This window comes from Patiriisocius marinistellae (genome assembly GCF_009014635.1).
Lineage (GTDB): Bacteria > Bacteroidota > Bacteroidia > Flavobacteriales > Flavobacteriaceae > Patiriisocius > Patiriisocius marinistellae.
Map to the genome: position 1 here is coordinate 1 of NZ_BKCF01000011.1, position 13485 is coordinate 13485.

General features: G+C 35.2%; 8 protein-coding genes. All 8 read right to left on the reverse strand.

Features of this window, described 5'->3' with window-relative positions:
• Window positions 1-507: 507 nt before the first annotated feature.
• The gene (locus GB234_RS14685) at window positions 508-2463 is read right to left on the reverse strand and encodes a heavy metal translocating P-type ATPase (RefSeq protein WP_151895339.1); all 1956 of its coding nucleotides are present in this window, start codon (window positions 2461-2463) and stop codon (window positions 508-510) included.
• A 6-nt stretch (window positions 2464-2469) separates the two neighbouring features.
• The gene (locus GB234_RS14690) at window positions 2470-2826 is read right to left on the reverse strand and encodes a SpoIIAA family protein (RefSeq protein WP_151895340.1); all 357 of its coding nucleotides are present in this window, start codon (window positions 2824-2826) and stop codon (window positions 2470-2472) included.
• A gap of 61 nt (window positions 2827-2887) precedes the next feature.
• Window positions 2888-3304, reverse strand: coding sequence for a Fur family transcriptional regulator (locus GB234_RS14695; RefSeq protein WP_151895345.1), 417 nt, complete (start codon window positions 3302-3304; stop codon window positions 2888-2890).
• Window positions 3305-3306: 2 nt separating this feature from the next.
• The gene (locus GB234_RS14700; protein WP_151895341.1) at window positions 3307-4512 is read right to left on the reverse strand and encodes an efflux RND transporter periplasmic adaptor subunit; all 1206 of its coding nucleotides are present in this window, start codon (window positions 4510-4512) and stop codon (window positions 3307-3309) included.
• 4 nt (window positions 4513-4516) lie between these two features.
• Window positions 4517-8851 carry a CusA/CzcA family heavy metal efflux RND transporter gene (locus tag GB234_RS14705; RefSeq protein WP_151895342.1) on the reverse strand — a complete coding sequence of 1445 codons (4335 nt, stop codon included), beginning with the start codon at window positions 8849-8851 and terminating at the stop codon, window positions 4517-4519.
• A 118-nt stretch (window positions 8852-8969) separates the two neighbouring features.
• Window positions 8970-9281 carry a DUF6660 family protein gene (locus GB234_RS14710; RefSeq protein WP_136583794.1) on the reverse strand — a complete coding sequence of 104 codons (312 nt, stop codon included), beginning with the start codon at window positions 9279-9281 and terminating at the stop codon, window positions 8970-8972.
• Between the two features lie 514 nt (window positions 9282-9795).
• A complete protein-coding gene (locus GB234_RS14715) occupies window positions 9796-10977 on the reverse strand; it encodes an MvaI/BcnI restriction endonuclease family protein (RefSeq protein WP_151895343.1) in 1182 nt (393 codons plus the stop codon).
• Complete coding sequence (locus GB234_RS14720; protein ID WP_151895344.1) at window positions 10974-13181, reverse strand: DNA cytosine methyltransferase; 2208 nt, start codon at window positions 13179-13181, stop codon at window positions 10974-10976. The genes GB234_RS14715 and GB234_RS14720 overlap by 4 nt, the downstream gene beginning before the upstream one ends.
• Window positions 13182-13485 lie beyond the last annotated feature (304 nt).

Genomic DNA, 13485 nt, shown 5'->3' on the forward strand with positions numbered 1-13485 from the left:
CAGAGTTAAAATGAAAACTCATTATTGCCAGAATTACAATAATAATGCTCGAAATAATCAACAACCACTTTTTCATAAATTAACTTTTAAACACGCAAGATTTTTTTTTCAGCATTAAGCACAACGTCTCCGTATATGAAACGTAGCGTGTAAAAAGACGCTATCGTTTCGGATTATACACGAGCCGAATTTTTAAATTTTTCTTTTTATCTTTAATTTTCTAAATATACAAAAATAAAAAATTGGCGGACTTAATAAAGAAGCAAAAACCTCTCGGAAAGCCTATATTAGCTATGTTTTATATACATTGTTGTGCATAGTGCTTTACACGTTCAGCTTGGTTTTCCGATGTTTGTTGTTTAGTTCAGAAGTGAGCGTTGCAGAGACATACTCTTTTACAGTTTTGACAAAGCTTGGATGATGCGACTGTAAATGTGTATGGCTTTTAGCGTTGGCATTTCGGTTATCGATTTTTCAATTTAGTACGGAATTTTTCCGCAATAGTGCTCAATCCCAATTCATTTTCTGTAATCTAACTGCATTTAAAATAGCTAAAAGTGCTACACCAACATCGGCAAAAACTGCTTCCCACATTGTCGCTAATCCACCTGCTCCTAAAATCAATACTATCACTTTCACTCCAAAAGCTAAACCAATATTTTGCCAAACAATTTTTCGAGTAGAACGACCTATTTTTATCGCTCGAACCACTTTTGATGGTTGGTCGGTCTGAATAATTACATCTGCGGTTTCAATCGCAACATCGCTACCCAAACCACCCATCGCAATTCCCACATCACTTGCAGCCAAAACTGGTGCATCGTTTATACCATCTCCAATAAAAGCAATTTTGTTGTCTGGATTTTGTTTTAAAATCTCAACTTCATTCAATTTATCTTCGGGTAATAATCCGCCTTTGGCTTTTTCAATGTTCAATTCGGATGCTACTTTTTGAGTAATGGAATTCTTGTCGCCCGAGAGCATCATAATATTCGCAATTCCTACTTTATGTAGGTTAGTAATTGTTTCTTTTGCATCTTCCTTTAATTCGTCTGCAATAACCACATAACCTGCAAATTTTCCTTCAATTGCTACCAATACAATGGATTCTACAATGTTTTCGGTTTCTTCCGAAACTTGAATGTTGTTTGCGGTCATTAACGCTTTATTTCCGACTAAAACTATTTTTCCATTTACAATGCCCTTCAAACCTTTTCCAGCGATTTCTGAAACTTCAGTTGCATCGAAATCCTCGCCATCTGCTTTGTATTCTAAAATAGCTTTTGCGATTGGATGTGTAGATTGTTCTTCCATCGCCATTAAGTATTTCATAAATTCGGTTTCTGCCAAATCGATTGCTTTAACTTCCTTTATTTTGAAAACGCCTTTTGTAACTGTTCCCGTTTTATCCATCACCAACGTATTGATTTTAGTCATTGCATCGAGAAATGAAGCACCTTTAAATAAAATTCCATTTTTAGAAGCTGCACCCAATCCACCAAAGTAGCCTAACGGAATTGAAATTACCAATGCACAAGGACACGAAATCACAAGAAAAATCAAGGCACGATACAACCAATCTTTAAATACATAATCATCCACAAAAAAGTAGGGTAAAAATGTAACGCCAATTGCCAAGAACACAACGATTGGCGTGTAAATTCTTGCAAATTGTCTAATGAATAATTCTGTTTTTGATTTACGAGCTGTCGCATTTTGAACCATATCCAAAATTCGAGCAATAGAACTGTCTTTAAATTCCTTTGTAGTTTCAATTTCTACAACGCCATCCATATTGATACTGCCCGCAAATACTTTTTCGCCTTTTGCAATCGTATCAGGCTTGCTTTCGCCTGTTAAAGCTGCTGTGTTGAAAGAGCCTTTATCAGAAAGTAATATTCCATCCAACGGTACTTTTTCACCAACACGAACTTGTATTTTTTCGCCAATTTCTACAGTTTCAGGATTAACCGAAAGAAAATCATTATTTCGATATACCAACGCTTCGTTTGGTCTTACGTCGAGCAACGCTTTTATGTTCGATTTTGCCCTATTGACTGCTGCATTTTGAAATAATTCGCCAACTGCATAAAATAACATAACTGCAACACCTTCGGGATATTCGCCAATAATGAATGCGCCAATTGTGGCAATTGACATTAAAAAGAACTCTGTAAAAACATCGCCTTTTGTGATGTTTTTCCAACCTTCTTTTAAAACTGGAAAACCAACTGGTAAGTAGGCAATGCCGTACCAAACAATGCGTACCCAATCTTTAAAAAAGGCAACATCAAAATAATCTAATGCGATGCCAATAATGAGCATCGTAAAACTTATGATTGCTGGAATGTAGGTTTTAAAACTATTTGGTTCACTTCCGTGATTGTGACCATCATCGTGGCTGTGTTCATTTTCTGAATTTCCCTTTAGGTCTTTCAATTCAACTTTCTTCTTTTTTAACATTGTCCTTTATTGTTTAATCCAAATCATTGCTTTTTCTTTTTCAGCCATTTCAAAATATTGTACTTCTGAACTTGTGAAAAAGTCGGTTATTTTGGTTGCCCATTCTTGCCATTTTTTTTCGCCAACAACCGCCATTTTTCCATAATCTGAAATATGTGCGCTGTCTGTTTTTATATCTTCCCAAAATCCTTTTAGGGTGTAGCCATCAAAATCATCCATTTCAAAATAGAAATCGACTTTATCGTTGTTTTCTAAAATATCGTGGATTTTTGAATGGATTTTTTCTACATCGTTTTTTGAAATCTTGCCGCTTAATTTAGCTGAAATAAGATTTTCCTTTTCTGAATTTAGTATCTGTAACATTGTTTTTTTTTAGTTATTAGGTTGACAATATAGTATAAAGATGCGTGCAATGGAAGTGCATTTATTGACCACTACATTTTTCGCAAATGCCTTTTACCACCAAATTTACATCTTCTGCCACAAAACCGTTGGGCACTTTTATCTGTGGGATTTTATGCTCTGTTAGACAAACTGTTTCGTTGCAATTATTGCAATGAAAATGCAAGTGCAAATCGGTTTCAATCTCGCAATTACAACCTTTTTCACAAAGTGCATATTTTGTAATTCCTGTACCATCGTCTATTTGATGTAAGATTCCATTTTCTTCAAATGTCTTAACGGTTCTGTACAAAGTTGTTCTGTCCGCTTTCGCGAAAGCGTTCTCAATATCACTCAAAGCAACCGCAATCTTTTTTTCGGCAAGAAATTTATATACCAATAAGCGCATTGCGGTAACGCGTATATTTTTTTCTCCTAATAGTTGTTCAATATTTTTCATCATTAGTGTGCGTGTTCTGCTTCTCCCTTTTTCATTTCTGCAATAAGGTAGTACGCATTGTTATAGGCAAATTTTGTTTTTGGGTCGATGTTTTCGGAAAAAGTAATCGCTACCCAATCGCCATCTTTTACGCCTAAAATGACTTCGATAGGTTTAAAACTCCAATCGTCATTTTCTTTTTCTGCCGAAAAAACAAAAAACCTGTCGCCTTCTTTTACTATGGCACTTTCGGGCAATGCCATTGTTTTGGTGCTTTCTGTCTGAATTCTACCTTGAATATACATACCAGGGATTAGGTTGCCTTTTTTGTTCTCGATTTCTGCGTGAACGTGTACCGCTTTTGGATTTTCTTCAAAGGTTTTACTTACGGAATATATTTCTGCGCTCAATTCATCATCTTTAATGGACTGAATATTAAAGGTAACTTTTTGACCTTTCTTTACTTTGGACACATCTTTTTCAAAGACCATTAAATCTGCGTGAACGTGATGTGTGTCCACAATTTCAAAGAGTTCGGTTTGTGGTTCAACGTACTGTCCTGTTTTCACTTCCACCTTTTGCACAAAACCTTCAATTGGACTGCGTAATGCCACACGTTGGGCAATTGTACCTTTTGCAACAGATGTGGTGCTAATGTTCAATAACTGTAATTGCGATGCCAAGCCTTTTACCATTGCGGTTGATGCCTCATATTCTGCCTCTGCCTTTTGGAAATTTGCACCTGAACCAACACCTGCATCGTAGAGTTTCTTTTGGCGTTCATAGTTTTTCTTTAAAAAATTACTGTTGCTATACGCATTTAAATAATCGGTTTGCATTTGAATGATGTTGGGATGTGAGAGGTACGCAACCACTTGACCTTTGTTTATTTTATCGCCTTCAATCACTTCAATAGAAACCACATTTGCACCAACAACCGAAGTTATGGCGGCTTCGCTTTGTGGTGGCACTTCTAATGTTCCGTTTGCTTCTACATAGCCGCTCATATTGCGTGATGCAATCGTGTCTATCTTCATTTTTAAGGCATCAAACTGTCTTGCAGATAGCATAATTTCTTCGCTTTCGCTATGCTCTTCTTTAGATTCACTATTAGTTTTCTCGTCGTGTGCGTGTCCATCCTCTTCATTGTGGTTTTCTTTATTGCCACAAGAGGTTGTTGAAAATGACAGTATTAAAACTGCCAGAATGATATATAATGTGTTTTTCATAGTCTTAATTTTTAAAATATTGTAATTCAAATGTGCTCTCTAAATAATTTACCAAAGCTGTTTGCGCTTCAATTTCGCTCTGAATAGCGTCTTTAATAAGTTGTGTGAATGCGGAATAATCAATCTCGCCTTCTTTATAAGCGAACAATGCTCCCGTTTTTTGGTCTTTGATAAGCGGTAGTACTTGTTCTTCATAGAAAAGCCACGATGTTTTCCACTTTAGATAATTTTCTTTCGCTTGTATAAATTTAGCTTCAACTTCTTTTTGTCTGAAAAGAATATTTGTTTCGGCAATTTGTTTGTCAATTTTTGCAGTTCTAATATTTGCTTTTGTTGTACCCGATAAAAAAGGAATTGAAATGCCTGCTTGATAGGTATAGAAACCAGAATTGCCGTTTACTCTTTGTAAACCACTTTGTAGGTTGAACTTGGGCAAATTTTCCGCTTTTGCAGTTTTATAATTTGCTTCTGCTTCATCAACTTGAATTTGCGCGATGTTATATAATGGATGTTCTTTAATATTGAAGTTGTTTACATCAATTTCATTAGTGATATCCAATTCATCTGGAACGCTGTAAAATTCATCGGAAACCAACCAAAGATTTAATTGCTGTAAAGCGATTAGATAGTCGCTTTTTGCTTGCAAGAATTTATTTTGAATTTGTAATGCTTGGTTTTTTGATGCGGAATATTCCAATTTTGAAATGGCTTCAACCTCATAATTTAATTCCACCGCTGTTTCAAAATTGGTGTAGATTGAATCCAATGCACGATATAGATTATAGTTCCTTTTTTTCTGGAAAGCATTTGCCCACGCTTTTTTAACTTCTTTTTCTAAATCGAGTTCTGAAAGCTGAAAAGCTTTTTGTGCCAAAATAATGCGCTGTTCCTGTAATTTACGTTTTGGTGCAATACTGAAAATATCAATATTTGATTGTCCTATGCCAACTGTGGTATAAATTCCTGCTCCATTATTGATTTCTTCTCCACCTGTAAAGATTTGAGTTGTTCCAAAATCGTAAGCAGTACCTTTTAACTGTTGCTGTTTTTCAACTTCCAACTGTCTTTGTTTTAAACTTGGATAGTTTTCCTTTGAAATTCGTACCGCATCATTTATTGAAATAATTGGTAACGAATCATTGACTTGTTGTGCATTTCCTGTTATTGGTAACAAAAATAAAAAGGCTACCATTGCCGTTACTGCTACTACTTTTTTATTAGGTCTAAACGTGAACGATTTATTTTCTACCCATTGATATAAAATTGGTAAAACAAACAGAGTTAAAAGGGTAGAAGTCAACAAACCACCAATAACGACTGTTGCTAAAGGACGTTGTACTTCTGCGCCTGCCGAAGATGAAATTGCCATTGGCAAAAAGCCTAAAACATCTGTAAAGGCAGTTAACATAATAGGTCTTATTCTACGTTTTGTGCCTTCCACAATTCTGTCTTTGAGATTGGTTACGCCTTCATCTTTTAGCTCATTCAGTCCGCTAATCATTACCAATCCGTTTAAAACCGCCACACCAAATAAGACAATAAAACCAACACCTGCCGAAATACTGAAAGGCATATCCCTTAACCATAAAGCAACAACGCCACCAATGGTTGCCATTGGGATTGCGATGTAAATCATTAAAGTTTGCGGAAGTGATTTTAAAGCAAAATAGATTAAAACGAAAATTAGAAGTAATGCAATTGGAACTACGGTTTGTAAGCGATTGCTGGCACGTTCCAGATTTTCAAAAGCACCACCGTAACGAATAAAATAACCAGATGGCAGTTCGAGATTTGCATCTAATTTTTCTTTTATTTCAGTTACCAATGACTTTACATCACGACCTCTCACGTTAATACCTACATAGGTTCTGCGGTTGGTATTGTCCCTACTTATTTGCATTGGTCCCGCTTTGTAGCTGATGTCTGCAATTTCACGAAGCGGAATTTGAGTACTTGACGGTAAGTTGATAAATAAGTTTTGAACGTCTGAAATATCCTTTCGGTTTTCAGCGTCTAAACGTACTACTAAATCAAAACGTTTTTCACCTTCAAAAATCACACCTGCTTTACCACCTGCAAATGCTGACTGAACAATTTGGTTCAAAGTATTTACTTGAAGTCCGTATTGTGCTAATTTACTGCGGTTATACGTAATTGTCATTTGCGGTAAACCTGTTGTAGCTTCGGCTTTCATATCGCCAATACCTTCAGTTCCTGCTATTATTTTGGATATTTCTTCTGCCTTTTGGGAAAGCACATTTATATCTTCGCCGTAAATTTTAATGGCAATATCTTCGCGGACACCTTCGAGCAATTCATTAAAACGCATCTCGATGGGTTGGGTAAATTCATAATTTACGCCGGGAATTATCTCCACTGCTTTTTTCATTTCTTCAATGAGTTCGTCTTTTGAAGAAACTGTTGACCATTCGCCTTTAGGTTTGAGAATTACAAAAACATCTGCAATATCCATTGGCATTGGGTCAGTTGGGATTTCGGCTACACCGATACGACTTACAATTTTTTCAACTTCGGGAAACTTTGCTTTTACAATTTGCTCGATTTTAGTAGTGGTTTCGATGGTTTCGGTAAGTGAACTGCCTGGTTTTAAAATGGCGTGAAAGGCAATATCGCCTTCATCGAGTTGCGGAATAAATTCGCCACCCATTCTACTAAACATAAAGACTGCAATACCGAAGAAAACGACCGCAATACCAACAATTAGTTTTCCTCTTTTAAGGGATTTAACCAATAAAGGTTGGTATTTACGTTCTACCCAATGCACAAATTTATCGCCATAGGATTTTTTGTCAGATTTTGGTGCTCGCAGAATTAGGGCAGACATCATAGGTACATACGTCAAGCAAAGTACCATTGCACCCATCATTGCAAAAATGAATGTCAATGCCATTGGTTTGAACATTTTACCTTCAATACCTTCTAATGCTAAAATGGGAAGGAATACAATCAAGATGATAAGTTGACCGAAAAAGGCAGCGTTCATCATCTTTTTTGAAGCGTTTGCCGCAACGCCATCACGTTCTTTGGAAGACAGTTTTTTCTTTTTATATAATTGGGAAGCAATTAAAAATACTGTGCTTTCAACTATAATCACAGCACCATCCACAATAATCCCAAAATCTATTGCGCCCAAACTCATAAGGTTTGCCCATACATCAAAAACATTCATTAATATAAAGGCAAATAATAGGGATAACGGAATGGTGGAAGCTACAATTAGACCACCACGCCAATTGCCCAATAAGAAAATCAGCACGAAAATTACGATTAATGCACCTTCTATAAGATTGGTTGCAACAGTCGATGTGGTTTCTGCAATTAATTTACTGCGGTCTAATAAAGGTTCTATTATGACACCTTCGGGCAACGATTCTTCAATTTGAGCCATCCGCACTTTTACATTCTCGATAACATCATTAGAGTTTGCGCCTTTGAGCATCATAACTAAACCACCAACGACTTCGCCCTCGCCATCTTGCGTCAATGCACCATAACGAATTGCCGAGCCGAATTGAACAGTAGCTATGTCGCCAATGGTAATAGGAATGTTGTTTGTGTTCTTTACCGTTACATTTTTAATATCTTCCAAACTGCGCACCAATCCTTCGCCACGTATGAAATTGGCTTGATGGTTTTTTTCGATATATGCGCCACCTGTGTTTTGGTTGTTCATTTCCAGCGCTTCGAATACATCTGTGATTGTTATGCCAATTGCCTTTAGTTCGTTTGGGTCAACTGCTACTTCGTATTGTTTTATTTTACCACCTATGGCGTTTACTTCTACAACACCTTCTACCATCGCCATTTGACGTTGCACAATCCAATCTTGCATTGTGCGCAAGTCTGTAACCGAATACTTGTCTTTATATTCTGGCTTTACCTTAAGTGTGTATTGGTAGATTTCGCCTAAACCTGATGAAATTGGGCCCATTGTAGGTTCGCCAAAACCTTTAGGGATTTCTTCTTTTACTGCGTTTAGTTTTTCTGATACTAATTGACGAGGTAGGTATGTACCCATATTATCGTCAAAAACGATTGTAACGACAGATAAGCCAAAGCGTGAAATGGAACGGATTTCCTTAACGTCGGGCAAGTTGCTCATTGCAACTTCTATGGGGTAGGTTACAAATTGCTCAATATCTTCTGTGCCTAAATTGGGTGCTTGTGTTATCACCTGTACTTGGTTATTTGTAATATCTGGAACAGCATCGATGGGTACTTGGGTCATACTCCAAATACCTGCTGCCACTATGGTTAGCGTTAGCAAACCAATAATGAATTTGTTATTGATTGAAAAATCAATGATTTTATTAATCATAGAAAATGTGTTAATTCAGTTAAACATATCATTTTGCGCGAAGCGCAAAATAAAAGCGAAGCAACGCTTGCATTAAAAAGCGTTACGTTTGGATATAGATATCCTTAAAAAAACTGAATTATGCCCTTGGTGGCTGTAAAATGGAAGTGGTAAAATCTTTTTCTGTACCGTTTAGATGTAGAAAATCTTGAGTAGAAATAAGAGTTATATCGAGTGTTAAATCTGCAAAGTGCAAATATGTTGCGCTAATATGGCAACATTGGCAAATACAAAAAGGGGAACATAAATCTGAATCTTGGTGCTGATGGTCATTATCCATAGCTTGTGAGATTTCAGTTTTAACATCATTATCAGACACAACGTAATCTGCACAAGGTGTTAGATTAAGTGCGAAAATGTAAATTGACAATATGAATGCTAAATGTTTCATTGATGCAAATATATGAATTTATTAATGCAATGGTGTTGCAAAAATGTTTCTTGGTTAGTTCGGATTTGTGCGGTGGGAAGAAACAGCTCTTTTATTTTTTTGTGCGTTGGCTTATGTGGTTGGAAAAAATGAATGTGCTGTTTTGAGCGTTGGCTTTTTTAGTACAAATGTTGATGTTTGGCACGATTTCCGCATTATGCACAACGGTAGCGTATATGAAAAGTAGGGCAGAAAGTAAGCTGTTTCCATTCGGTTGAGCCACGAGCCATATTTTTAATTTTTATTTTTTAACTTTTCAGTTATAAAAATACAAAATTAAAAATGTGGTGGCATCGCAAACACACAACTACCTTTCGATTGAGCCAAAATCGCCCTATTTTTTATATACATTGTTACCTGCTGGCTTTATTCCACAAACTTGCTCGCGTTGGCAAAGACATACTCTTTTACAGTTTTGGTGTGGCGTGGATGGCGCGACTGGAAATGTGTATGGCTTTCAGCGTTGGAAATTCCGCTATGTCATTAAATCATAACTCTCACTTGGCGGAAAAAGCAATTCTATTCCTTTCGGTTTAATTTTAAATAACGGACCTTTTTCAACAACTTTTCCTTTTGAGTTACGCTTAATTAAATGGTCAAGCGTTATTATCCCTTGCTCAATTAATAAATCGAATTGAGAAGTGATAGGCTTTTTCGTATGCTCAACAAATTTGTATTGGAAGTGTTCACGTTCATTTATTCTAATACTTTCCGTTTCTACCCAGAATGTTTCTTTATGTTTTGATTTCAGTCGATTGTGAAGTTTGTCCAATGTCCAAACTACGAAGTCGCCAACTTCTGGTTTGTCTGAATTTTCTATTAGTTGTTTAATGTCGCTATCAATTCTTAAATTCAAACCTTGCGAGTTTCTGGTAATAGCCGAAACGGTACAATACAATTTGAAATCTTCATCACGTACGTAACCAAAGTTATCGAGAATTTCAGCCGAACTTTTAAATTTGCTCAATTTCCAATCTGGAACTTGTGCAAACAGATTTTTTCTATTCGTTCTATTATTTCTAAATGATTTTAATTCAATTCCTTTATAATCTGGCTTTTTAGATGAATTAATATCGATGCCAAGTGCAGTTTCAAGTGTTCTGCCAACAGAAGTGTCAGCATCAACCATTGATGGAATTGGGCCAGCATTAGCAATTTTTCTTAACATTGCTAAAAGCTCAAAAGCTACTTCATTTTCGGTTGTGTTGATTGCGTTAATTAAATCCTGAAAAGGATTTTGAATGCTTGAATTAATCAACTCACGAACATCTAATCTTGTCAAGTTAAAAACTTGAAACCTATCGTTGTAAAATGTGATTGCAATAATATCATTTGGTTCTGCAACTTTTGTTAAACTATAAAACCAAATTCTTGGGTCGCCTTTCTTTGTTGAAGGTCTGTATAAAGATGCTTTAGATTTTATGGTTTTAAAACCAGTATGAATAACCGTTGGAATAATTATTTTACTTCCTGTTCCTTGACTTTGCAATTCGTAATCGTGAATACCTTCACTTTTCAAATAACTACGAACAGAACCAGTCGCATCCATAATTGACTTTTTAAGTCCTGTTTCGGTTGGCTCAATTAAAGTAAGAGAAACTTGGTTTTTGGTCAGTAATTTTATCTTTTCTTGTTCTGCGTCTGTAAGTTTTCTCACTTGATATGCTTTAAAATTTCACTTGCAACTGCTCTTGCCAATAATGGCGGAACAGCGTTGCCAACCAATGTGTATTGAGGAACTTCAGTTTTTCTATTATTTCCACCTGTTGAACGTTTGCCTTGAAAAACAAAAGAATCATCAAACGATTGTAATCGTGCCATTTCTCTAACTGTTAATGACCTTGGCGAATTATAATGGATATAATCATCTGCAATAGTCATTATCGTAGAGCTTTGCTCGTCTGGTTTTAAAACATTGTAGTTTCGTTTGTTCGTTGAAAGATTTAACTTTTCAAGTTCTGGTTGGGCTTTTTTGTAATTTCCATTTTTTAGAATTACACCAAGTCTTTCAATAACAGTTTCGTTTTGATTGCTTGTTTTATGGTTGTTGAGTACGTCAAAATATTTTTCGCCATTTTCAAGACCTTGAGTGTTTTTTACATAGAAAGGCTTTGTTTGTGGCTTAAAACGCTCAATTAATCTACCTTTTTTTGACCATTCTGCAAATGATTTTCCACCTTTAGAAATAGGCTTTCCGTCAATTTTTCTTCTTTTTAGAAGTTTAGACATTTTCTTTGCAGTTCCGTTATATTGAGCTGAAATATCAATTTCTTCGTATCGATGTGCTTCTTGATTGTTACCAATGAAATCTAAATCATACAAAGCTTCAAATATGGTTACTTTTTCTTCTTGGGAAACAGTTGCAGGAATTTCAGAGATATATTTCTGGTCTTTCCGACAACCTATAAAAAGTACTCTTTCTCTATTTTGAGGAACACCATAATTTGATGCGTTAGCAACAAATGGTTGTTCTATTTTGTAAAGTCTGATACTTTCGAGAATAGTATCTAATTCCTTTCTTTCAGCCTTGTTGCAATGAGATTTCAATATTTCGATTGATTCATCAAAAGAAGTCGTGTAAATTTTTAAAGCTGTAATAATATCTTCACAATCCTTTTTATAATTTTTTGGAACTTTTAAAGCCTTAAAAGAGTTTTCAATTTTTGAAATAATATTTTCTGAACCTATCTCTGTTAGGAAATCGGTAAAAGCATCTGCAAAATTATCACTATCAATATTGCAAAAATCTTTTTCTTTAATAATATCACGCTTTAATTTATCCCATTCTTTTGTTCGTGCCAAAAGATTAAAACCGTGACGAATAGTATTTATGTTTTCGTCGGTTTTACTGGTTTTATAATCTGCAATTTTTGGCGTTATTTTCTTAAATCTATTTTCTACAAAATTGATAAAATCAGCTTTTCCATTTTCTTTATCCTTTTCAAGTAATTTTTCAAGTTCAACTCTTTTAATTAATGTGTCGAAGAGAAATGAATTAGACTGTTTACTAACTGTCTTGATAAATGAAACCAATTGAGGAATCTCTTTATTGTCTACAATCGAGTTAATTTCTTTTATGATTAATTCCTTAATTTTTCCACCTTCTTTTGTCAAAATACCTTTTACATTTTCCATCACAAAGTATTTAGGTTGTAAAACCTTAATAACTTCTAAATAGTGAGAAAATAGGTCGTCTTTTTTGTCAAACTTTTTGCGTTTTCCTGCAAGACTGAAACTTTGACAAGGTGGACCACCGCAAACTACATCAATTTTTCGTCCATTAATTTTTTTCAATAAATTGTCAAGGAAATCTGGTTCAGTAATATCTTGTTTTAAAAATTCAGCATCCAAGCCTAATTGATGATTGTAACGTACAACGTGTGTCAATTCGCAATTTTCGTTGATGTCATTTGCTACAACAAAATCGAAAAATTTATTATTGTGTTCTGCTTGTAAAAAGCCTTCACTAAATCCACCAGCTCCAGCAAACAAATCGACAAAAGTGAAAGGTTTGCCATAAAGAGCAACTTGCTCTCTTACAATATTTACATTATTATTTTGCTTGTAGCTTTCAATATGTTCGGTCAAATTTCTTTTAATCTCATCTTGATTAAAAGTTTTTTTGTTGGAATGGTGCAAAAGTTCATCTGCTCTTTCTTTTAAAAAGTCTAAATAATGATTGATTTCGTGCGATTCGATACTTAATCCAATCGCTTTATGTTTGGATTTATCAAATTTTTTCGGTTCTATTTTCTGTCCTGTAGAAACTTTTACTTGATTTCCGTTACAGTTTATTCGTAGATGAATTGGTGCAAACCCTTTTTTGTCTGGTTTGTCTAAATAGAAATTAATTGTTGCCATAATATTTCACGGACGTTTTTGCGTACACGGACAAATTTACGGACATTTTTTGGAATTCCTAATTAATTCTGTTTTTAGTTCGGATTGAGCGTTGGAAAAAGGCAAGCTCTTTTTATTTTTTGAGGCACGATAAAAATGAAATGTGCTTGACTGTGCGTTGGCTTTTAGCTTGCAGGTAACGGATTTGTATATGAGCAGTGCGGAGGAAGAAAGGTGAAAGCCTTTCGGACGTACCCGAGCTGATTTTTACAAATTTCGTTTATTAAATTTTTTTTTGCAATAAGTCGAATTTGTAAAAATTCGG

Excerpts from the sequence above, each read along its gene's own strand:
- GB234_RS14705 (WP_151895342.1), bottom strand. The coding sequence starts at position 8,851 with ATGATTAATAAAATCATTGATTTTTCAATCAATAACAAATTCATTATT.
- GB234_RS14710 (WP_136583794.1), bottom strand. The coding sequence starts at position 9,281 with ATGAAACATTTAGCATTCATATTGTCAATTTACATTTTCGCACTTAAT.
- GB234_RS14720 (WP_151895344.1), bottom strand. The coding sequence starts at position 13,181 with ATGGCAACAATTAATTTCTATTTAGACAAACCAGACAAAAAAGGGTTT.
- GB234_RS14695 (WP_151895345.1), bottom strand. The coding sequence starts at position 3,304 with ATGAAAAATATTGAACAACTATTAGGAGAAAAAAATATACGCGTTACC.
- GB234_RS14700 (WP_151895341.1), bottom strand. The coding sequence starts at position 4,512 with ATGAAAAACACATTATATATCATTCTGGCAGTTTTAATACTGTCATTT.
- GB234_RS14685 (WP_151895339.1), bottom strand. The coding sequence starts at position 2,463 with ATGTTAAAAAAGAAGAAAGTTGAATTGAAAGACCTAAAGGGAAATTCA.
- GB234_RS14690 (WP_151895340.1), bottom strand. The coding sequence starts at position 2,826 with ATGTTACAGATACTAAATTCAGAAAAGGAAAATCTTATTTCAGCTAAA.